This is a genomic window from Aquifex pyrophilus (assembly GCF_054656935.1).
Genome location: NZ_BAAHXJ010000012.1, coordinates 72,203 through 93,345, shown reverse-complemented (window position 1 = coordinate 93,345; position 21,143 = coordinate 72,203). Strand labels below are relative to the sequence as shown.

Here is a 21,143-nt window from a genome sequence, read left to right as displayed (position 1 = left end):
ATTATCTTAGAGAATTCCTAAAGAAGCCCGTATTTTCTCAGGAGAGCCTCAAGCTCCTTATCCGTTTTTGCCTTTTCCCGCAAAACATTAATAAGCTTTTTAAACTTTTCGGGTTTTAACTCTTTCTCCATATCTTCAAAAGTTTCCTCTTTAGCTTTCCTTATTATAGTTCTCCTGTCCCACCAAGCGAAACCAATGACCGCAACAACCAGAGCTATCTGTCCCGCAAATATTCCCACCATTATATTTACGAGCCTGTTCAGCTCATTGTTTATCTGTTCAAAACGCTTATCTATTTGCTCAAATCTTTTATCAACCTGTTCAAACCTTTTGTTCATATCCTCTCTCAATTCCGAAATGCGTTTATCAATTTGTTCGAATCTTCTATCAACTTGTTCCATAAATACCTTCAATGTAGATTCAACTTTTATAAGTCTTTCCCTGTCTTCTTGAGTAAAGCCTCTCTCATTGCAGAATGAAGTAGAGAAAAAAACTAAAATTAGCAATAGAAAATTCCTCATACCGCTAATTTAATTTTATACTCATAAAAATGGTAGCGGTAGTTTACAGCGGAGGGATGTGGGGAATAGAGGGCTTTCCCGTAGAGGTTCAGGTTGATGTATCAAGTGGGCTTCCATCTTTTAACATAGTCGGTCTTCCCGATAACGCTGTTAAAGAAGCTAAAGAGAGAGTTCGCTCCGCCCTGAAAAATTCGGGCTTCGGGTTTCCACTGAAGCGGATAACGGTAAACCTCTCCCCTTCCGACAGAAAAAAGCTCGGAACCCATTACGACCTTCCCATAGCCCTTGGAATCCTTGAAGCAACGGGAAACGTAAAGACAAAAGATTTTATAATTCTCGGGGAGCTTTCCCTGAACGGGGAGCTGAAGAAGGTAAAAGGTATTCTTGCCCTTCTGATTTCCTTAAAAGAAAAGGGCTTTAAAAACTTCATAATTTCCGAGGGAAACTCAGCAGAGGGGAGCTTGATAAGGGAGATAAACGTTTACGCCTTTAATACCTTAAAAGAGGTTGTTGATTTTCTGAGGGGAGAATTAAATAAAGGAACTTTATCTTTTAGAGAACCTGAGAAAAACAAAAGTTTTGATGAGGATCTCAGGGACGTAAAGGGGCAAACTCTCGGAAAGAGGGCTCTTGAGATATCCGCCGCGGGCTTTCACCACCTTATGCTTGTTGGCAGTGCGGGAGCTGGCAAATCCATGCTCGCAAAGAGGATAAAAAGTATTTCTCCTCCAATGGAGTTTGAAGAAGTTCTTGAGGTTTCAAAAATTTACAGCCTCTACGGAAAGGAGGAACTAATAACGGAAAGACCCTTCCAGTCTCCCCATCACACGAGCTCCGAGATAGCCCTGATAGGAGGGGGAAATCCGCCAAAACCGGGCGTTATATCCTTAGCCCATAGGGGGTATCTTCTCCTTGATGAGATGGCGGAGTTTCCGAGGAAGACGATTGAAGCCCTGAGGCAACCCCTTGAGGAGGAAAGAGTTCAAGTAAGCAGAGCCGGGAATAACGTAATATTTCCCGCGGAGTTCACCCTTATAGGAACCATGAACCCCTGCCCTTGCGGAAATTACAAAAATCCCTTTAAGGAGTGCGTATGTTCCGAAAAGGAGATAAAGGTTTACAACAAAAAGATTTCAGAACCGATAAAAGACAGAATAGACCTAAAGGTCTGGGTGTATCCTCTCAAAGAGGAGGACCTCTTAAAGCTCCCCGAAGGGGAGAGCTCGGAGGAGGTAAGGAAGAGAGTTGAAACCGCTTACAACATACAGAAAGAAAGGGGAGTCTTTAACGGGAGAATGAGTAATGAAGAAGTCAATAAATACTGCCTGAATTTATTGGAAAGGAACGGGAAAATCCTCCTCAGGGAGGCGGTTAAAAACTTAAAGATTTCTGCAAGGAGTTATTACAAACTTCTTAAGGTCTCAAGAACTATAGCGGATTTAGAGGAGAGCGATAAGATAAAAGAAGAGCACATAGCGGAAGCTTTGCAGTTTAGAATATAAATTTGGAGGTATGGCTATGAAGATAAGGTATCTTTTAATAAGCGGATTGATGCTCGGGCTCGTCGCCTGTGAACAGCCCCAGAAGAAGGAAGAGCAAAAGAGTGAAGCTCCCAAGCAGGAAGCCGTGAAGCAGGAAGTTAAACAAGAGGCTAAGCAGGAAGCCAAGCAAGAAACAAAACAAGTAGCAACCGCAAGTGCAGACGGAGATGTTGAGAAGGGGAAAGCCCTCTTTAACGCGAAAGGATGCGGTGCGTGCCACCAGCCCGCTGCCGATACGGTGGGACCTTCCCTCAAGAAGATAGCCCAGGCTTACGGGAATAATGTTGATAAACTCGTCAAGTTCCTGAAAGGTGAAGGAAAGCCCATAGTTGACCCTGCAAAGTTTGCGGTAATGAAACCCCAGCTTGCCCAGCTAAAGGGGCTATCAGAAGGAGAGCTCAGAGCTATAGCTTCCTACATTCTGTCTCATAAGTAATCCGAGGAGGTTGTTATGGCAAAGGTTAAGATGAAGACGAACCGCTCCGCTGCAAAGAGGTTTAAGGTAACCGCCAGAGGAAAGATAAAGAGGTGGAAGTCGGGAGGAGCTCACTACAACACTAAGAAATCCTCAAAGAGGAAGAGACACCTCAGAAAGCCCACATATGTAAAGGCGAATATGGAGAAGCACGTCAAGGCACTCCTGAAGGAGTTTTAAGCACTTCAAGAAAAGAGGTGTGAATAACCTTCTCCTCCCCGTTTTCAAATCTCACCTTTGCCCTCTCCCCTATTACTTCTAAAACCCTTCCTCTTCCAAATACCTTGTGTATTACGTAGTTTCCTTTCCTCACGGTGTTATTGGGAATAAGCTCTTCCCTGTATTTCGTCTTCTTCCTCCTGAACGCGGATAGGTCAAGGAGAGACTTGGGAATGTCCGAGAGAAACCTGCTCGGCTTTCTGTTTTCCTTCTTCGTGTAGCTCATAAAGAGGAGGTCCTTTGCCCTCGTTATTGCCACGTAAAAGAGCCTTCTTTCCTCTTCAAGCTCCCTCAAGCTCTCGGAAGACTTTTTATGGGGAAGTATTTCCTCTTCAAGTCTGGGGAGAAATACAACGGGAAACTCAAGCCCCTTTGCGGAGTGAATGGTCATTATCCTTACAGCGTTTTCCTCTTCCTCCTCCGAGGCTGTGAGGGCTATCTCCGTGAGAACCTCCTCAAGGGTATAACCTTTCTCGTAAAAGTCCCTCAAAGACTTCAAAAACTCCCTTACGTTTTCCTCCCTCTCCTCGTAATCCTTTTTAAATTTTTCCCTCAGAAGTTCGTAATAGTTTATCCTTTCAATAAACTCCTCAAGCTTTTCGGGGTATTTGTGAATCTCCTTATATAGAGGAACAAGTGCCTTAAGGAACTCGTAAGTGGATATTGCAGCGGTTCTTGGGAGTTTCTTCAGGGAGTCCTTTGCCGCTCTTAGCCAGCTACCTTTAAAGTTCTCTTCAATTATCTTGAAGCTTTTCTCACCGAGACCTTTCAGGAAGAACTGGGCTATTCTTCTGAACGAGAGTTCATCGGAGGGGTTTACGACAATCTTGAGAACCGCAATGAGGTTCTTAATCTCCTGCCTTTCGTAAAACCTCAGGGTTCCAACAACCTTGTAGGGGATACCTGTCTTGAAGAAGGTTCTCTCGTAAACGTCCGTGAGGTATCCCGCACGGAGAAGAACCGCGAAATCCTTAAATTGATAATTTCCCGAAAGCTCCTTAATCTTGCTTGATATCCAGAGGGCTTCCTCCTCTTCGTCTTTAAACCTTCTCACGTGAGGTTTATTACCTTCTCCCCTAACGCCCCTGAGTTTTGGTATTAAATCCTTCCACTCAAGGGTTGAGGCTTCAAGAACCGCATTAGCAACCTTAAGAATCGCCTCCTTTGAGCGGTAATTAACCTCAAACTTTACGATATCAGGGTTAAAGTCCTCAATAAACTTGAGTATGTTGTCAGGTCTTGCGTTCCTCCACTCGTATATGCACTGGTTTGGGTCTCCTATTACGCAGATATTCCTATCCGCAAGGAGCTTAAGAATCTCATACTGTATCTCGTTCGTATCCTGATACTCGTCCACGAGTATGTATCCGAACTTTTTCCTGTATTTCTCCCTCACCTCATCTATCTGGAGAAGATTGTAAAGCTCCCTCATTAAGTCCGAAAAGTCAAGGAGTTTATTCTTCCTCAGGAGATTGTTGTAATCCCGAATTATAACGTCTTCCCACGCCTCAAGACTCCTCAAGCTCTCCTTAGCCTTCGCTATCTTTTCCTTTAACTCCTTTGGGTCCTCTTTAATTCCGTATTTATTTAATATTTCCTTCAGTATCTCAAGGCTGTCGCTCTCGTCCGCAACCGCAAAGTCCTTAGGAATACCAATCTTCTCTCCGTCTGTTTTTAAAATTTTCAGGGCTACCGAGTGAAAAGTTCCGCTCCACTCAAGCTCAAGCCCCAAGCTCCTTTTTACCCTTTCCTTAATCTCGTTCGCCGCTTTATTGGTGAAGGTTATACATAGAATTTGGTTCTTCCTTAATCCTTTCTTAAGTAAATACTCAACCTTGTGTATTAAGGTTTTTGTTTTTCCCGAGCCCGCACCCGCTATAACGAGAAGGGGTTTCCCGTAATGCTCTACCGCCTTTCTCTGCTGTTCATTCAGTTCCATAGGGAATTCATTTTAAGGCATGCTCCCTTCTTGCCCTGAGCTGACCGCAGGCACCGAATACCTCAACACCTTTGCTGAACCTTACGAAGTTTGATATGCCGTATTTCCATAAAACCTTTTGGAACTTCATAATATCGGTGAGGGAAGGTCTCTCGTATGGGAGGTTAGGGTCCGGATTGAAGGGAATGAGGTTTACCTTGAACCTCTTTTTATGTCTTCCTATGAGTTTTGCAAGCCTTTCCGCATCCCTCGGGGAGTCATTTACCCCTTTTATCAGAACGTATTCAAGGGTTATCCTCCTGTATTTCGGTAGGGGGAAGCTCTTGAGAACCTCCATAAGCTCCTCAAGGGTATTTGTCTTCGTAAGGGGCATTAGCTCTTCCCTCTTTTTCTGGCTCACCGCATTTAGGGAAACCGCAAGGTTAACCTCCCTCATAAATGGGTCCCGTGCCATTCTCCTTAGCTGGGCTATTATTCCGCTCGTTGAGATTGTGACCCTCCTCTTTGATAGGTCTATACCTTCGGGGGATACGAATATTTCAACAGCCTTCCTCACGTTCTCGTAGTTTGCAAGGGGCTCTCCCATTCCCATAAAAACTACGTTTCTAATCTTTTCCTCTCCGAGGTCCTGCTTTACCTGTATGTATTGGTCAACTATCTCGGAAGTGGTAAGGTTTCTTTTCAGTCCATCAAGGGCGGTCGCACAGAAGGTGCACCCAACCGCACAACCTATCTGGGAGGAAACGCAAAGGGTATAGTGGTCCCTTTCCTTTATCAAAACCGTTTCAACAATATGGTTATCTTTAGTCCTGAATAAATACTTTACCGCATCGGGAGCCTCAACTTTTTCAATCTTTTCAAGGGGATGAAAGAGAAACTTTTCCTTTAATAACTTTCTGTGTTCCTTTGATAGGTCAGTCATTTTATCAAAATCGGTAATGAACTTTTTGTATATCCACCTGAAAACCTGTTTAGCCCTGTAAGGCTCAAGCCCGAGCTCTTTGAACTTTTCTTTCAGTTCTTCAAGAGTGTACTCCGTTATGAATTCCATAATTAATAAAGATAGTTTAGGTCTATAATTAATAGAAGGTAGTTAGTTTAGGGAGGTGCGGTCATGAAAAAGATAGCTCTATCTGGACTTCTTCTTTCCGCTTTTATAGTCGGTTGTTCTCCGAAAGAGGCGGCAAAAGACCCCTGTAAGGAGAAAAACGTAGTCTTCTCCAACTACTTAATCCAGAAGTGCTACGGACATTATATGGAACAGATAGAAGAGAATACGGAAAGCATAAACAAACTTTCCGCAAGGGTTGACAACCTTGAAGAAAGGGTAAGCAAGGCAGAGCAGGATATTCAGGGCCTGAAGGAAGAAGTTGATAAGCTCAAGATAAGCGGAAAAGAGCAGGTAAGGGTTTACTTTGACTTTGATAAGTTCACCCTCAGGGAAGATGCAAGAACGGCACTTGACGACTTGATAGACGCGGTAAGAGATAAGGATATTAAGAAGGTTATAGTTGTCGGTTATGCGGACCCGAAGGGAAAAGAAGGGTATAACTTTGAACTCTCCATGAAAAGGGCACAAAACGTTGCCGCTTACCTCATAAGGAACGGGCTACCCGTTGAGAAGATAAGAATCGCAGCCTACGGTGAAGAGCTTGCTGACCTGATAGGTGAAAGGGACATAGAACAGAGGGCTGTTGACGTCATAGTTCTCTATTAATCTCCCCCTTTCCCTATTTACCTTTTATGGAACAGGTTCTCACTTTATTTAAGGACTTTGAAAAGTACGTAAACCTGGTTATATTGGGTATTCCCCTTTATAAGATAGCCCTCTCCCTTTTAGTTTTCTTTTTATCTATCTTTATCAGAAAGGTTGTTTTAATTGTTCTTGTAAAAACTTTAGGCAGAACTGTTTTCCGAACTAAATCGGAGATAGACGACAAATTATTTAAAGCCTTATCTAAGCCTGTCAGCTTCTTAATCGTAGTCGGAGGACTTGTACTAAGTTTAATAATCTTAGGGCTTGAAAAGGTAGTAATTCTAAAGATATTCAAAACCTTCCTTATATTCACCTTAGGTTGGATTTCCCTGAACTTCGTAAGAGTTTTTGAAAAAGAAATTTTAGAACTAACGGAAAGATTCGGAAAAGAACTCTCAAAGGAGATAGGGAGTTTTGCCATAAAGCTTTTAAAGGCTTTCGTTATCACCCTTACGGCTACCGCTATTCTTCAGGAATGGGGCATAAACGTAAGTGCATTAATAGCTTCCCTGGGACTTCTGGGTCTTGCAGCTTCCCTTGCCGCTAAGGATACCTTGGAAAACATAATAAGCGGTTTTGTCATACTCCTCGATAAACCCTTTCACATAGGGGAAACGGGAAACATAGGGGGAGTTATCGGAACTGTTGAGGATATAGGACTGAGATCAACAAAGGTAAGGACCTTTGATAAAACACTCGTTGTTATACCTAACAGAAATGTGGTTAACGAAAACATAGAGAACTGGTCAAGGAGGGACAAAAGGAGGGTAAGGATATACATAGGTGTCGTTTACTCAACAACAAGGAAACAGATGGAACGTATACTCAGGGATATAAGGAGTATGCTCTCGGAACACCCGGGTGTCGCAAAGGATGAGAAGTGTTTCGTTTACTTTGAGAGGTTCAGTGATAGTTCCCTCGATATACTCGTTCAGTATTACACGAATACGGCGGATTACGAGGAGTATTTAAAGATAGTTGAGGATGTAAACCTCAAGATAATGGACATAGTTGAGAGAAACGGTTCCTCCTTTGCCTTCCCGAGCAGGTCTATATATGTAGAGAAAATTCCCGATAAAATAAACTCCCTATGAAGATAGGTATCTTTGACAGTGGTGTGGGGGGACTTACTGTTCTAAAGGCTATAAGAAATAGATACAGAAAGGTTGATATAGTATACCTCGGTGATACCGCAAGGGTTCCCTACGGCATAAGGTCTAAAGATACGATAATCAGATACTCCCTTGAGTGTGCGGGCTTTTTAAAGGATAAGGGTGTTGATATAATCGTCGTTGCCTGCAATACCGCAAGTGCTTACGCTCTTGAACGTTTAAAGAAAGAGATAAACGTTCCCGTTTTCGGCGTTATTGAACCCGGGGTTAAAGAAGCCTTAAAAAAGTCAAGGAATAAAAAAATAGGAGTTATAGGAACTCCTGCAACCGTAAAAAGCGGAGCCTACCAGAGAAAGCTTGAAGAGGGGGGAGCTGATGTTTTTGCAAAGGCCTGTCCCCTATTCGTTCCCCTTGCGGAGGAAGGTCTCCTTGAGGGGGAGATAACAAGAAAGGTTGTAGAACACTACCTTAAGGAGTTTAAAGGTAAGATTGATACTCTGATTTTAGGATGTACCCATTACCCCCTTCTTAAAAAGGAGATAAAGAAGTTTTTGGGAGACGTTGAAGTCGTTGACTCTTCCGAAGCCCTTTCCCTTTCCCTCCATAACTTTATAAAGGACGATGGGTCCTCATCCCTTGAGTTATTTTTTACGGACCTTTCCCCAAATCTCCAGTTTTTGATTAAATTAATACTCGGTAGGGATTACCCGGTAAAACTTGCGGAGGGGGTTTTTACACATTAATAATTTTATGTTATAATACTTATTTGCCTTACTCATAAAAGGAGAGGTGATATGCCATGATACAGAGGCAGACTTATTTAAACGTTGCGGACAACTCGGGGGCGAAGAAGGTTCAGGTAATAGGCATACCTTACGCACCCAGAAAGTACGCAACCTTAGGGGACGTTGTGACCGTTACTGTGAAGGAGGCTCTGCCTCAGGGGAACGCAAAGAAGGGGAAAATTTACAGAGCTATTATAGTGAGGACGGCTAAAGAGGTGAGGAGGCCCGACGGAAGCTACATAAAATTTGACGATAACGCCTGCGTTCTTCTCAATCAGTACGGTGAGCCCCTTGGAACGCGTGTTCTTGGACCCATAGCGAGAGAGGTGAGGAATAAAGGCTTTACCAAGATAGCTTCCTTAGCACCGGAGGTGGTTTAATGGCTGCTAAAATCAAGAAGGGAGATACGGTAGTAGTAGTAAGGGGGAAGGAAAAGGGAAAACAGGGAAAGGTTTTAAAGGTTTACAAGAGGGTAAAGAGGAGAAACAAGAAAGGAGAGCCCGTATACGTTAGGCACTTCGTTATAGTTGAGGGAGTGAGGCTCATAAAGAAACACGTGAAGCCGATAGAGGGCGTAAGGGAAGGAGGAATTATAGAAACTGAAGGGCCCATAGATATAAGCAACGTTATGCTTCTCTGTCCCAACTGTAACAAACCGACGAGGGTGGGCTTCAGGATAGTTGAAGAGGGAAACGTAAGGAGAAAGTACAGGTATTGTAAGAAGTGCAATGAGAATATAGACCTCGTAAGTGAAAAGGTGATAAAGGGAGGCTGATATGAGTGCTACGGAGACTAAATACGTTCCGAGGCTTTACAAGAAGTATAAGGAAGAGGTCGTTCCAAAGCTCATACAGAAGTTCCAGTATAAGAATCCCATGCAGGTTCCCAGACTCGTAAAGATAGTCGTAAACATGGGCGTTGGGGAAGCGGTTCAGGACATAAAACAGCTGGAAAGGGCTGTAGAGGACCTTAGAGCCATAACGGGACAACAGCCTATGATAACGAGGGCGAGAAAGTCGGAAGCGGGATTTAAGCTGAGAAAGGGAATGCCCATAGGTTGTAAGGTGACCCTCAGAAAGGAGAGGATGTGGGACTTCCTTGATAAGGTTATATCCGTTGCACTCCCGAGGGTTAAGGACTTCAAGGGTTTAAACCCCCGTTCCTTTGACGGAAGGGGAAATTACGCCTTCGGAATAGCGGAACAAATAGTATTTCCCGAGATAGACTACGACAAGGTGGACCGCATAAGGGGAATGGACATAATTATTAACACGACCGCGGAAACGGATGAGGAAGCCTTCTGGCTACTCTCACTCTTAGGACTGCCCATAAGGGCTATGTGATAAAATGCTTACTTTCGGGAGGTAATTATGCCGAGAAAGGCTAAGGTTGCAAAGGACTTGATGTATTACCCGAAGTGGAAGAGCAGGAAGAAGAATAGATGCCCCATATGCGGAAGGCCAAGGGCCTTTATCAGATACTTTAATATGTGCAGAATTTGCTTCAGGGAACACGCCCTCAGGGGTGACCTTCCCGGTGTTAGAAAAGCGAGCTGGTAAGGGGTTTTTAGCCCAACTGCCGGCTCACAGGAGGTAGTTAGATGAGTGCGGTTGACCCGATAGCGGATATGTTCTCTGCTATCAAGAACGCGATAATGAGAAGGGACGACTTCCTCTACGTTCCCTCCTCAAAGATGAAGGAAAGAATACTTGAGGTTCTGAAGAGGGAAGGATTCATACAGGACTGGGAAGCCCTGAAAGGGGAAAAGTACGAGGAAGAGTTCAAGAAGATGAAGGAACTCGCGGAAAAATCCCCCAATCCCAAGATGAGAAGATACCTTCAACAGCTAATTGATTACAACAAGGGAACCCAGTATCCCCTGAAGATATACCTCAAGTATCTTGACCCCAAGAAGAGGAGAAGTGCTCTCACGAACATAGTAAGGGTTTCAAAAGGCGGAAGAAGGGTTTACGCAGGCGTCAGGACTATGCCTTACGTTAAGAGGGGTCTCGGAATAGCTATAGTTTCAACGGATGCAGGCGTTATGACGGACCACGAGGCGAGAAAGCTGAGAAAGGGCGGAGAAGTTATAGCATTCGTCTGGTAAGGAGGGAAAGCGATGTCAAGGCTGGTAAAAAAACCCATTCCCTATCCCGAGAACGTTAAGGTTTCTTACGACGAAAAGGAGCACAAGGTAACCGTTGAGGGGCCAAAGGGAAAGCTTGAGCTTAATATTCACCCCGATATAAAGGTGACCCTTAACCAACAGGAAAGGTGGATAAAGCTTGACAGACCCTCCGACAGGAGCTTCCACAAGGCTATACACGGAACTATGGCAGCTCTTATAAAGAATATGATAAAAGGCGTTACGGAAGGGTTTACCGAGATACTTGAGATACACGGTCTCGGATACAGGGCTCAGCTAAAGGGGAACGTCCTTGAGCTTCACCTCGGAAAGTCCCACCCTGATATATACCCCATTCCCCCCGACGTAAAGATAGAGGTTAAGGGAAACGAGATACACATACACGGCATAGACAAACAAAGGGTTGGACAGGTAGCTGCGGAGATTAGAAGCTTCAGGAAGCCCGACCCCTACAAGGGTAAAGGTATAAGGTATAAAGGCGAACAGCTTAAGCTCAAACCCGGAAAGGCTGCAGGTAAGAAGTAAGGAGGTTAGATAGATGCCGAGGTTAAAGACGAGAAGGGAAAAGAGGCTGAGAAGACATAAAAGGATAAGGAAGAAGGTTTTCGGAACACCCGAAAGACCGAGACTTTGCGTTTACAGAAGCCTGAATCACTTTTACGCTCAGATAATTGACGATACAATAGGGCACACCCTTGTGAGTGCCTCAACCCTTGACCCCGAATTTGAGAAGATAACGGGCAAGAGAGGCGGAAAGTCCATAAAAGACGCGGAAGTTGTTGCTGAAATAATAGCAAGGAGAGCCCTTGAAAAGGGTATAAAGAAGGTGGTATTTGACAGGGGAGGATTTAAGTATCACGGAAAGATAAAGGCCTTTGCGGATAAGTGCAGAGAGATGGGGCTTGAGTTTTAAAGGAGGTTGCCATGGGCGGAAAAGACATAGACAAGATGATTGAGGAAAGAAGAACGAAGCAAAAGATAGATGAGATTCTTCCGGAACTCCAGCTTGAAGAGAGGCTTATATACGCAAACAGGACAGCAAGAGTTACAAAGGGTGGTAGAAGGTTCTCCTTCAGCACCCTCGTTGTTGTGGGAGACAGAAAGGGACACGTAGGATTCGGACACGGAAAGGCAAAGGAAGTCACCCTTGCAATAGCAAAGGGCATAGAAAGGGCAAAGAAGAACATAATAAGGGTTCCAATAGTTGATGGAACGGTTCCTCACGATGTAATAGGAAAGTTCGGAGCTACCAAGATAATCGTTCTTCCCGCAAGAAGGGGAACCGGTGTCGTTGCCGGTGGTGCAGCAAAGCCCGTATTTGAGCTGGCGGGATATACCGACGTTCTTACGAAAATCATAGGGAGCACAAACCCCGACAACGTTGTTAGGGCGGTTTTTGACGCACTCCTTCAGTTAAAGACTCCCGAACAGATAGCGGAAGAGAGAGGTATTCCCGTAGAAGAGCTCTTAAAGAGATACAGAAGGTATGCCCTTCCCAAGATGAACATAAAGCATTACTACCCGTGGAGGGGTATCTATGGCTAAGCTAAAGGTTAAGCTCCTGAGAGGTCTTGCGGGAGAGAGCGAGAGACACATACAGGCTGTAAAGTCCTTAGGACTTAAGAAAAGGGGACAGGAAAGGATTCTTGAGGAGAACCCTATGGTTCTCGGAAACATAAGAAAGGCTTTTCACCTGGTAGGTGTTGCCTACAGGATAGACTTCTCGGGTGAGATTCCCGTTGTTGAGAGGGATTTATCTGAAGAACCCGACTACACCGTAATAAACAAGGACGGGGTTTACACAAACGGAAAGGGTGTTTATTACTTCTCAAGAATTACGGACCTTGAGGACTTTTTAAGGAGAAAGGGATACACGAAGTATAAGAACTGGGAAGGTGAAGTTGTAGAAATTTAGGAGGTATGAGCCATGGTAGGGCTTCACGAACTTCAACCTCACTGGGGAGCTACAAAGGAAAGGAAAAGGGTAGGAAGGGGTATAGGTTCGGGACACGGAAAGACAGCGGGAAGGGGACATAAAGGTCAGAAATCCCGTTCCGGTGATAGAAAGATGCCTCCCTACTTTGAAGGCGGACAGACTCCCCTGTATATGCGCGTTCCAAAGAGGGGATTCAAAAACCCCACGAGAAGGGAATACACCCCCGTTAACGTTGGCGTTATAAACAGGCTCTTTGAAGAGGGAACCGAAATAACTCCGGAGGTTCTTGCAAGCAGGGGACTTTGCGATGAGAAGGACAGGGTTAAGATTCTCGGAGACGGAGAGCTCACAAAAAAATTCGTTATAAAGGCACACGCTTTCTCAAAATCTGCAAAAGAGAAGATAGAAAAGGCAGGCGGAAAGTGGGAAGTTATATCTTAAAGGGGGTTTGAGAGATGTATGCAGTAATAAAGACAGGCGGAAAGCAGTATAAGGTAGAAAAAGGAATGAGGCTTAAAGTTGAGAAACTTCCCAACGAAGTCGGAGAAACCGTTGAGTTTGAAGCCCTTATGATAAGGAAGGATGATGGAAGCGTAGAGCTTAATAAGGGAAAGGTGATAGCGGAAGTAAAAGCCCACGGAAGGGGAAAGAAGATAATAGTCTTTAAATACAGACCTAAGAAGAATTATAAAAGGTGGAAGGGACACAGACAGCCCTACACGGAAATAGAGATAAAGGATATAGTTTCATAGTTAAAGTCCCCTCCCTTTTCCTTTATCTCACCTTACATCACCGATAAGCCCTATCCGCTCCTTTATAAATTCCTTAAGTTCTCCGTTTATATCTTCCCTTCTTAGGGCAAAGGTTATAACTGTCTTGAGGTAGCCGAGGGGTGTTCCCGTATCGTAAACGGGATTTTTTACCTTATAAGCGTATATTGCTTCTTCTTCAAGGAGCATTTTCATTGCGTCCGTAAGCTGTATCTCTCCCCCTTTGCCGGGTTTCGTTATCTTAAGTTTTTCAAAAATGCTCGGCGTGAAGGCATACCTTCCAACTATAGCGAGGTTTGAAGGGGCTTCTTCGGGTGAGGGCTTCTCTACCAGGTCCTCTATTATATACGTTTCTTCGTCAAGCTCCCTTACCTTAGCTATACCGTATTTTGATACCTCCTCCCAGGGGACTTCCATAAGGGCTATGATTGAGTTTCCAAACTTCCTGAAGAGTTTAAGCATTCTGGAAAGCTCTTCCTCTTCGTTGTCTATGATTATGTCCCCGAGGGCAACTATGAAGGGCTCTTGAGATACGGCTGGTTCCGCCATCAATACCGCATGACCGAGCCCCAGCTGTTCCTTCTGCCTCACATAAATGGGGTTAATCATATTGGCTATGTAAACGACTTCCTTTAAGAGTTTCTCTTTTCCTGCCTTTTTCAGGTGTTCCTCAAGCTCCACGTTATGGTCAAAGTGGTTCTCTATGGCCTTTTTATGCCTCCCCGTAACGAATATAAGATTTTCAATGCCAACGTTTACAAGGGCTTCCACTATGAACTGAATTATGGGCTTATCAATTATGGGGAGCATTTCCTTTGGCATCGCCTTTGTTGCGGGAAGGAATCTCGTTCCCCAACCAGCAACTGGTAAAACAGCTTTCCTAATGTCTCTCATATATCCCTCCCGAGATAATTTTAAAGGCAATTAATCCCGAAAACAAACCGATAAAAGCTCCGGAAATTACGTCCAGCGGGAAGTGAACACCTACGTAAATCCTTTCAAAGCCTATTAAAAAGGCGTAAAGGAAAAGAGGTATTTTTACGTATGCTTTTTCTCCTTTTGAGAGGACTGTTGCTATCGTGAAAGCCATAGCGGTATCCCCCGAAGGGAAGGAACGCCAGTAAAGGGGTATCAGGAGCTTTACGTCATCAAGCAGGCTTGCAGGCCTCGGCTGATTTAAAAATTCCTTAAGGGAGACTACAGTTACCGTTTCAAGGATTATGGCAAGGATGAAGGGCTTTATTTTTTCCCTTCTGAGTATGTATGTAGCAATTAAAAGAGGAATGAGAACGTATCCCGAGCCCAGATACGAAAAGTAGTAAAAGAACTTATTGAGAAAGGGATTGTTAATCTCGTTTATCAGCCTGAAGAGGTGAATATTCAGCTCAAAGTTTTCTATCACCATCTTAAGAACTCTTTAAGTATATCCTCCTTATCCTTATTCCTTTTCAGGTAGTTTACGACGTATTTTCCTATAATGTCCAGCTCAACGTTTAGAAGGTCTCCCGCCTTTTTAAATTTGAGGTTTGTGTTGTTGTAGGTGTGGGGAACTATGTTTATATAAACGCTCTTTCCCTTCACGTAATTCACAGTCAGGCTTATCCCGTCAAGGGCTATTGAGCCCTTCTCTACTATAAATTCCTTTGAATCCTCGGGGACATCCACAACGAGTTCGTAATGCTCCCCGAGAAATCTCAGGCTCCTTATGGGAGCTGTGAAATCAACGTGCCCCTGAACGATATGTCCTCCAAGCCGGTCCCCCACCTTGAGGGCCCTCTCAAGGTTAACGTAATCTCCTCGCTTCAAGAGGCCTAAATTGGTTCTCTTCAGGGTTTCGGGGGATACATCAAAGGAAAGGGATTTGTTTCCCACCTTTACGACGGTGAGACATGCCCCGTTAACGGATATGCTGTCCCCCACCTTTACGTCCTCAAAACCGCTTTCAACGGTTAGAACAGCACCTTTTGAGCTCAGCTTTATGTCCAATACCTTTCCTACTTCCTCAACAAGTCCCGTGAACATCTCAGATGGCCAGCCTCATGTTTATTCTGTATGCCTCCCTGTCTATGGGTTTATACTCCCTTGCTCTCTCAAAATCCTCTATGTAAAACTTCCCCTTTTCATAGGCTACGTATCCTGAGCGTTCGCCCGCTATAAGGCTCTCGTAGGCAACTATTCCGAACTTCGTTCCCATCATTCTGTCGTAATGGGTAGGTGAGCCTCCCCTCTGTATATGTCCGAGAACCGTTGACCTTATCTCCCCGTATTTCTCACCTATCTTCTCAAGGAGATACTTCTCAAGCTCGTGAGCCTTTCCGTATCCTTCCGCAAGAACTATTATGAAGTGGAGCTTTCCCATAGACTTTGCCTTTTCTATCTCTTCGGGGATTTTATCCCTCGGGAATTTTTCCTCGGGAATGAGGATTAGCTCCGCTCCCGTGGCAAGCCCTACCTCAAGGGCTATGAATCCCCTGTTTCTCCCCATAACCTCAACGATGAATATCCTCTCGTGAGAGCTTGCGGTATCCCTTATCCTGTCAACCGCCTCAACAGCGTTTCTTACAGCTGTGTCGTATCCGATGCAGTACTCCGTTCCCCCGACGTCGTTATCTATGGTGCAGGGGATACCTATCACGGGCATTCCCATTTCTTCCGCTATTATCCTTGCCCCCTCAAGGGTTCCCTCTCCTCCCAGAACTATTAGGGCGTCTATTTCCTTCTCCCTGAGGTTTCTGTATGCAATCTCTCTGTATTCAAGCTTCTTAAATCTCTCCTCCCTTGAGGAGAGGAGTATGGTTCCCCCTTTACCGAGAATTCCTCCCACGTCCCTGCTCGCGAGCTTTACAAAATCCCCTTCTATCAGTCCCCTGTATCCCCTTCTTATTCCTATTACCTCGTTCCCTTCCCTTTCCGCATACCTAACTACCGCACGGATAACGGGGTTCATACCGGGGGCATCACCCCCGGAAGTGAGAAGCCCTATCCTCATACCTTTACTCCCACCTCCTCTCTCAGTTCCTTGGCCATATCAACCATATTCCTGAGTGCGGGAATAACCTCTTCCCACCTTCTCGTTTTTAGTCCGCAGTCGGGATTTACCCAGAGGAGCTCCTTCGGAAGAACCCTCATCGCCCTCCTCATTATCGCCTTCATCTCTTCCTTCGTGGGTATTGCGGGGGAGTGTATGTCGTAAACACCTATTCCTATCTGTCTGTCCCATCCCTTAAACTTTTCAAAGACCTCTATTATCTCCCCTTTGCTCCTTGAGGCTTCAATTGATATGACGTCAAAGTCCATCTCATAGATGTATTCAATTATCTCGTTAAACTCCGAGTAGCACATATGGGTGTGTATCTGAGTTTCGGGCTTTGCCTTTGACGCAAGCCTGAAGGCCTTTATAGCCCAGTCAAAGTATTCGGGCCAGTCCTTCTTCTTGAGCGGTGCTCCTTCCCTGAATGCGGGCTCATCAATCTGAATAATCTTTATCCCTGCCTTTTCAAGGTCCTTCACTTCCTCCTGAAGTGCCAGCGCTATCTGGTAGGCTATTTCCCTTTTTGGTATGTCTTCCCTGTAGTAGCTCCAGTTTAGTATGGTAACGGGTCCCGTGAGCATTCCCTTTACGGGCTTTGAGGTGAGAGATTGGGCGTAGGTTATCTCCTCAAGGGTCATGGGGTTCGGTCTTGATACGTCTCCGTAGATTATGGGTGGTCTGTAAACCCTTGAGCCGTAGGAGAGAACCCATCCGTGTTTTGTGGTAGCTATTCCGTCAAGCTTTATGGCAAAGTACTCAACCATATCGGAACGCTCAAACTCCCCGTGAACGAGAACGTCAAGGCCTATATCCTCCTGAACCTCTATGGCGTATTTAATCTTCTGCTTTATGAATTTCTTATACTCTTCTTCGGTAATCTTCCCCGTTCTGTAGGCGGTTCTCATTCTCCTTACGTCTTCCGTTTGGGGGAAAGAACCTATTGTCGTCGTCGGGAATAGGGGGAGCTTTAGGATTTCTCTCTGAATCCTGTCCCTCTCCCTGTAGGGGAGCTCCCTTCTGAAGTCCTCATCCCTCAGTGATGCTATTTTCCTTCTCACTTCGGGGTTTTCCGCATAAACCGCTGTCATAACCTTCTCTGATTCATCAACCTCCTTAAGGGCTTCCTCTTTTCCTTCAAGGGCTTCTTTTAGAATTTTCAGTTCCCTCAGCTTTTCCTTTGCGAAGGAGAGTCTCTCTTTCAGTCCCTCGGGGAGTTCGTCTTCGGGCTCAACGCTTACGGGAAGGTGGTAAAGGGGCTGGGCATTTGAAACTACGAGGTTTTCCGAAATCTTCATGAGCTCCTCAATGAGATTCAGCTTCTCCCTCAGGTTTGCCCTCCAGGGCTGGCGTCCGTTTATTATCCCTGCTATCAGCTCCTTATCCTTCGGGAATCCCTTTTCCCTCAGTTTTTTCAGGTTTTCCCCGTTTGAAACGAGGTCAAGGTGAAGGGCTTTAACGGGAAGCTCAACGAACTTATCGTAGTCGGAAACCGAATCGTAATAGGTGAGTATGCCTATCTCAACTCCTTCCTTTGAGAGCTCTTCGTATATCTTTTTTACAACATCCCACTCGTAGCTTTCCATGTCCGTAACGAGTGCGGGCTCCTCAAAGTGAACCCTCTGAGCTCCCTCTTCCTTAAGGATTCTTAAAACCTCCCTGTATACAGGTATAAGTGCCTGGGCGAACCTGTTTAGCCTTTCTTCGTCCTCTATCTTCTCCATAACTATTACTGGGATACCTTCTTCTTCAACTCTCTTCGGTGCTTTTGAGAGCTTCAGGAACGTGTATAGACCTATTATCTGGGGAACGGTTTTTATTCCCCTTTCCTTGAAGAATTTATACTCCTCAAGGGGTTTATTTACAAGGAGTTTAAAGTTTTCCCCTTCAAGCTCTGGAACGAGGTAGTGGTAGTTTGTGTTAAACCACTTTGTAAGCTCAAGGGCGTTCTTTCCCCTTGTCATCTCAAAATAGGTCTCAAGCCCCTTATACTCACCGAATCTTGAGGGAATCGCTCCAACCATAAGGGCGGTATCAAGCATAAAGTCGTAGTAGGAAAGCTCGTTTGAAGGAATAATATCAACGTTTTCCCCGTAGGTTTCCGCCCTCTTTAGGTTTAGCTCTTCCATGCCCTTCCTGAGCTCTTCCTCGGTTATGTTGCCTTTCCAGAAGCTCTCAAGAAGTCTCTTGAACTCCCTTTTCTCTCCGAGCTTGGGAAAACCGAACGCAAACGTTCTTAACATTCCTCTCCTCCTTTGAATTCTACCTATTATATTTCTTAAAATATCTTTTATGAAAAGGGATTTCGTTGACCTCTGGGACCTTACCCCCGAAGAGGTAAACCTCATAATCGGGAAAACGCTAAAGGTAAAGAGGAGGGAAGAGGAACTTGGGAAACCCCTTGCGGGAAAAAGTATTGCTTTAATATTCACAAAGCCTTCTACGAGAACACGCGTATCCTTTGAGGTTGGCATTTATCAGCTGGGCGGTAATGCCATGTTTTTTCAAGAGAGGGAGCTTCAGGTTTCAAGGGGCGAGGACGTAAAGGATACAGCAAGAACCTTATCAAGATACGTGGACGGAGTAATCGTTAGAAACCACTCACACATGTGGTTGAAGGAACTCGCTAAATACTCAAGCGTTCCCGTAATAAACGCACTCACGGAACGTTCTCATCCCTGCCAGATTTTAAGCGATTTATTTACCTTATACGAGAGCTTCGGAGATGAGATGAAAAATCTTAAGATTGCCTACGTGGGGGACGGAAATAACGTGTGCAACACCCTTATGGTCGGTGCGGGAATGACCGGTTTAAAACTCTTTGTCGCAACACCGGAAGGATATGAGCCGAGCAGTTATTACTACAAGAAAGCCCTTGAGTTTGCTATGGATACGGGAGGGGAAGTTGAGATAACGAACGACCCCTTAGAAGCTGTAAAAGACGCGGACATCGTTTACACCGATGTCTGGGTAAGTATGGGAGAAGAGGGAAAGAATCTTGAGGTTTTTAAACCCTTTCAGGTGAACGAGGAGCTTCTCTCAAAAGCAAAGAACGGCGTGAAGGTTATGCACTGTCTCCCGGCAAAGAAGGGACAGGAGATAACGGAAGATGTCTTTGAGAAGAATGCGGACTTTATATTTACCCAGGCGGAGAACAGGCTACACACCCAGAAAACGCTTCTTGCCTTCCTCTTTAGAGGACTTCAAGCTTAGCCTTCAGGGCTCCCGCAGCCTTTATCGCCTGGAGAACCTGAATTATCTCCCTCGGTGTTGCCCCTATTCTGTTCAGAGCGTTAACGAGCTCGGAAACGGTTGCTCCCTTTATCTGAACGAGTCTCCTTTCCTCTTCCTTTACCTCTATCTCCGTTCTCGGTAAAACCTTTGTCTCTCCGGGAGAGAGGGGAGGGGGCTGGGAGACAAGTGGTCTTTCCGTTATCTTCACAACGAGGGAACCAATTGCAACCGCCACGGGCTCTATGGTAACGTTTCCACCGAGTAGAACAATTCCCGAACGGCCGTCTATTATTACCTTCGCAACCCTTGAGGTTTTTACCTCTATATTTTCAAGCCTTGCTATAAAGTCAACGGGATTAATACCTTCGGGTATCTTCACCTTTACGGTTGCGCTGTCAACGGCGGTTGCGAGCTTCTCACCGAAGAAGTCGTTAATGGCATCCTGAATGTTCTTGGCGGTGGTAAAATCGGGCTCATCAAGGTATACGTTAACCTCTTTAAAGTCAAAGGAAAAGGGCAAATCCTTCTCAAGGATAGCTCCGTTTGGAATTCTCCCGACCGTGGGTATGTTTTTCACCTGAGTCGCTCCCCTTCCCCTCGCTTCGTATCCTCCCACTATCACCTGTCCCTGGGCTATAGCGTATATATTGCCGTCAGGACCCCTTAAAGGAGTCATAAGAAGCGTTCCCCCTTCAAGGCTTTTTGCGTCACCTATTGAGGAAACCTCAACGTCAAAACGCATTCCCGCCTTTGCGTAAGGGGGAACCTTTGCGGTAACCATTACCGCGGCAACGTTCTTCACGGTTATCCTCCTCGGGTCAACGGGAATGCCCATTCTCCTCAGCATATTCGCCAAGCTCTGAACGGTAAACTGGGTAGCCTTTCCGTCCCCCGTTCCTTTCAGTCCCACAACGAGACCGTATCCTATAAGGTAGTTATACCTGTTTCCCTCTATGCTCGCTATATCCTTTATCCTCACACCGAAGGTGAAGGAAAGTAAAAGAACTAAAAGGGAAATATTAACGAGAAGATTTTTGCCAGCCATCCGGGCTCCCCTCCGCTTACCAGATATCCCTTACCTTCAAAGAAAACCTCCATATCCGCTATCTTATCGCTCGTCACCGTATTTGAGGAGTCTATATCCTCCTGTCTCACTATTCCCCTAAGGACGAACTCCCTCTTAGCACCGTTCACCTCAATATACTTCTTTGCCTCTATCAACATCGTTCCGTTAGGGAAAACCTTTACAACTCTTCCCGCAAGGGTCGTTGTTAGGATACCGCTCTGCTGATACTTGCTCCCCGCTTTTGAGGAAAGGGAAGCCTTCCCTCCCGCTCCGAGGTTCTTCAATGTCGCGGGGTGAACGCCGAAAAAGGAGGTTATCGCGTTTGAGAAGGAAGAGCTCCTCCCTATGTTTGAAGAAACCTGCTCTATGGCGTTTACGCTCTCAATTACGCGAACATATATTACATCACCCACCTGTGAGGCCCTTACTGAGCCGTAAAGGTATGCGTCCGAGGGGGTTCTGTATAGGCTTCCCTTAGTAGGTTTAGGTGCTTCGTAGTTTTTGGGAAACCTGTATGTGTATTTATGTTTCTTTTCCGCCTTTGTTGAGCAGGATATGAGGAAGAGAGCGAGTATTAACAGAAAAATCATCTTTTATAAAGAATATAGCAACCTT

The 21,143-nt window shown here is 45.2% G+C and carries 27 protein-coding genes and 1 pseudogene; 18 read left to right on the top strand and 10 right to left on the bottom strand.

From position 1 onward, the window contains the following. Positions 1–17: 17 nt before the first annotated feature. Positions 18–401: a hypothetical protein gene (locus ACYQZ0_RS07665; protein WP_459776007.1), complete on the bottom strand. Its 384-nt coding sequence runs from the start codon at positions 399–401 to the stop codon at positions 18–20. A 149-nt stretch (positions 402–550) separates the two neighbouring features. Between ACYQZ0_RS07665 and ACYQZ0_RS07660 the strand changes: the two genes are divergently transcribed. The 3 genes from ACYQZ0_RS07660 to rpmI are packed head-to-tail and all read left to right on the top strand — an operon-like array spanning position 551 to position 2,717. Beyond that, a complete protein-coding gene (locus ACYQZ0_RS07660) occupies positions 551–2,023 on the top strand; it encodes a YifB family Mg chelatase-like AAA ATPase (protein WP_459776006.1) in 1,473 nt (490 codons plus the stop codon). 10 nt (positions 2,024–2,033) lie between these two features. Next, on the top strand, positions 2,034–2,498 hold the full coding sequence (locus ACYQZ0_RS07655; RefSeq protein ID WP_459776005.1) for a c-type cytochrome: 465 nt from the start codon (positions 2,034–2,036) through the stop codon (positions 2,496–2,498). Between the two features lie 15 nt (positions 2,499–2,513). Continuing rightward, positions 2,514–2,717, top strand: a complete 204-nt coding sequence (rpmI, locus tag ACYQZ0_RS07650; protein ID WP_459776004.1) for a 50S ribosomal protein L35 — start codon at positions 2,514–2,516, stop codon at positions 2,715–2,717. Here the strand turns inward: rpmI and ACYQZ0_RS07645 are convergent. Beyond that, a complete protein-coding gene (locus ACYQZ0_RS07645; protein WP_459776003.1) occupies positions 2,692–4,695 on the bottom strand; it encodes an ATP-dependent helicase in 2,004 nt (667 codons plus the stop codon). The genes rpmI and ACYQZ0_RS07645 overlap by 26 nt on opposite strands. 7 nt (positions 4,696–4,702) lie before the next feature. After that, positions 4,703–5,746 (bottom strand): dual-specificity RNA methyltransferase RlmN, encoded by a 1,044-nt coding sequence (gene rlmN, locus ACYQZ0_RS07640; RefSeq protein WP_459776002.1) that lies wholly within the window; start codon positions 5,744–5,746, stop codon positions 4,703–4,705. 63 nt (positions 5,747–5,809) lie between these two features. Between rlmN and ACYQZ0_RS07635 the strand changes: the two genes are divergently transcribed. The 14 genes and pseudogenes from ACYQZ0_RS07635 (at position 5,810) to rplU (ending at position 13,182) form a co-directional block, all read left to right on the top strand. Next, the gene (locus tag ACYQZ0_RS07635; RefSeq protein ID WP_459776001.1) at positions 5,810–6,412 is read left to right on the top strand and encodes an OmpA family protein; all 603 of its coding nucleotides are present in this window, start codon (positions 5,810–5,812) and stop codon (positions 6,410–6,412) included. 26 nt (positions 6,413–6,438) lie between these two features. Continuing rightward, complete coding sequence (locus ACYQZ0_RS07630; protein ID WP_459776000.1) at positions 6,439–7,545, top strand: mechanosensitive ion channel family protein; 1,107 nt, start codon at positions 6,439–6,441, stop codon at positions 7,543–7,545. Further along, complete coding sequence (gene murI / locus ACYQZ0_RS07625) at positions 7,542–8,306, top strand: glutamate racemase (protein ID WP_459775999.1); 765 nt, start codon at positions 7,542–7,544, stop codon at positions 8,304–8,306. Before ACYQZ0_RS07630 ends, murI begins: the two co-directional genes overlap by 4 nt. A gap of 56 nt (positions 8,307–8,362) precedes the next feature. After that, entirely contained in the window at positions 8,363–8,728 is a 366-nt protein-coding gene (gene rplN / locus ACYQZ0_RS07620) for a 50S ribosomal protein L14 (RefSeq protein ID WP_010881073.1), read from the top strand. Beyond that, a complete protein-coding gene (rplX, locus tag ACYQZ0_RS07615) occupies positions 8,728–9,123 on the top strand; it encodes a 50S ribosomal protein L24 (RefSeq protein ID WP_459775998.1) in 396 nt (131 codons plus the stop codon). Before rplN ends, rplX begins: the two co-directional genes overlap by 1 nt. A 1-nt stretch (position 9,124) precedes the next feature. Next, positions 9,125–9,691 carry a 50S ribosomal protein L5 gene (rplE, locus tag ACYQZ0_RS07610; protein ID WP_459775997.1) on the top strand — a complete coding sequence of 189 codons (567 nt, stop codon included), beginning with the start codon at positions 9,125–9,127 and terminating at the stop codon, positions 9,689–9,691. Between the two features lie 27 nt (positions 9,692–9,718). After that, positions 9,719–9,907, top strand: a complete 189-nt coding sequence (locus ACYQZ0_RS07605; RefSeq protein WP_010881070.1) for a type Z 30S ribosomal protein S14 — start codon at positions 9,719–9,721, stop codon at positions 9,905–9,907. Between the two features lie 41 nt (positions 9,908–9,948). Next, a complete protein-coding gene (locus ACYQZ0_RS07600; protein ID WP_459775996.1) occupies positions 9,949–10,455 on the top strand; it encodes an uS8 family ribosomal protein in 507 nt (168 codons plus the stop codon). 12 nt (positions 10,456–10,467) lie between these two features. Continuing rightward, positions 10,468–11,019, top strand: a complete 552-nt coding sequence (gene rplF / locus ACYQZ0_RS07595; protein WP_459775995.1) for a 50S ribosomal protein L6 — start codon at positions 10,468–10,470, stop codon at positions 11,017–11,019. A 13-nt stretch (positions 11,020–11,032) separates the two neighbouring features. Continuing rightward, positions 11,033–11,407: a 50S ribosomal protein L18 gene (gene rplR, locus ACYQZ0_RS07590; protein WP_459775994.1), complete on the top strand. Its 375-nt coding sequence runs from the start codon at positions 11,033–11,035 to the stop codon at positions 11,405–11,407. Positions 11,408–11,418: 11 nt separating this feature from the next. After that, on the top strand, positions 11,419–12,039 hold the full coding sequence (gene rpsE / locus ACYQZ0_RS07585) for a 30S ribosomal protein S5 (RefSeq protein ID WP_459775993.1): 621 nt from the start codon (positions 11,419–11,421) through the stop codon (positions 12,037–12,039). Next, positions 12,032–12,199: pseudogene (rpmD, locus tag ACYQZ0_RS07580) on the top strand (50S ribosomal protein L30); the annotation flags it as partial. The gene rpsE and the pseudogene rpmD, both read left to right, overlap by 8 nt. A gap of 222 nt (positions 12,200–12,421) precedes the next feature. Then, complete coding sequence (rplO, locus tag ACYQZ0_RS07575) at positions 12,422–12,871, top strand: 50S ribosomal protein L15 (protein ID WP_459775992.1); 450 nt, start codon at positions 12,422–12,424, stop codon at positions 12,869–12,871. A gap of 14 nt (positions 12,872–12,885) precedes the next feature. After that, entirely contained in the window at positions 12,886–13,182 is a 297-nt protein-coding gene (gene rplU / locus ACYQZ0_RS07570; protein ID WP_459775991.1) for a 50S ribosomal protein L21, read from the top strand. A gap of 27 nt (positions 13,183–13,209) precedes the next feature. Here the strand turns inward: rplU and galU are convergent, their stop codons facing one another. Genes galU through metE form a run of 5 tightly spaced genes read right to left on the bottom strand, consistent with a single transcriptional unit; the run spans position 13,210 to position 18,471 of the window. Then, on the bottom strand, positions 13,210–14,094 hold the full coding sequence (gene galU, locus ACYQZ0_RS07565; RefSeq protein WP_459775990.1) for a UTP--glucose-1-phosphate uridylyltransferase GalU: 885 nt from the start codon (positions 14,092–14,094) through the stop codon (positions 13,210–13,212). Next, positions 14,081–14,605, bottom strand: a complete 525-nt coding sequence (lpxE, locus tag ACYQZ0_RS07560) for a lipid A 1-phosphatase LpxE (protein WP_459775989.1) — start codon at positions 14,603–14,605, stop codon at positions 14,081–14,083. Before lpxE ends, galU begins: the two co-directional genes overlap by 14 nt. After that, a complete protein-coding gene (locus ACYQZ0_RS07555; protein ID WP_459775988.1) occupies positions 14,599–15,222 on the bottom strand; it encodes a riboflavin synthase in 624 nt (207 codons plus the stop codon). The genes lpxE and ACYQZ0_RS07555 overlap by 7 nt, the downstream gene beginning before the upstream one ends. Before the next feature lies 1 nt (position 15,223). Beyond that, on the bottom strand, positions 15,224–16,189 hold the full coding sequence (locus ACYQZ0_RS07550) for an ATP-dependent 6-phosphofructokinase (protein WP_459775987.1): 966 nt from the start codon (positions 16,187–16,189) through the stop codon (positions 15,224–15,226). Further along, the gene (gene metE, locus ACYQZ0_RS07545) at positions 16,186–18,471 is read right to left on the bottom strand and encodes a 5-methyltetrahydropteroyltriglutamate--homocysteine S-methyltransferase (RefSeq protein ID WP_459775986.1); all 2,286 of its coding nucleotides are present in this window, start codon (positions 18,469–18,471) and stop codon (positions 16,186–16,188) included. Before metE ends, ACYQZ0_RS07550 begins: the two co-directional genes overlap by 4 nt. Before the next feature lie 49 nt (positions 18,472–18,520). Between metE and argF the strand changes: the two genes are divergently transcribed. Beyond that, complete coding sequence (argF, locus tag ACYQZ0_RS07540) at positions 18,521–19,441, top strand: ornithine carbamoyltransferase (RefSeq protein WP_459775985.1); 921 nt, start codon at positions 18,521–18,523, stop codon at positions 19,439–19,441. On the opposite strand, the gene ACYQZ0_RS07535 is transcribed toward argF, so the two are convergent. Further along, a complete protein-coding gene (locus ACYQZ0_RS07535; protein WP_459775984.1) occupies positions 19,422–20,507 on the bottom strand; it encodes a flagellar basal body P-ring protein FlgI in 1,086 nt (361 codons plus the stop codon). The genes argF and ACYQZ0_RS07535 overlap by 20 nt on opposite strands. Further along, positions 20,468–21,118, bottom strand: a complete 651-nt coding sequence (locus tag ACYQZ0_RS07530; RefSeq protein WP_459775983.1) for a flagellar basal body L-ring protein FlgH — start codon at positions 21,116–21,118, stop codon at positions 20,468–20,470. Before ACYQZ0_RS07530 ends, ACYQZ0_RS07535 begins: the two co-directional genes overlap by 40 nt. Between the last annotated feature and the right edge of the window lie 25 nt (positions 21,119–21,143).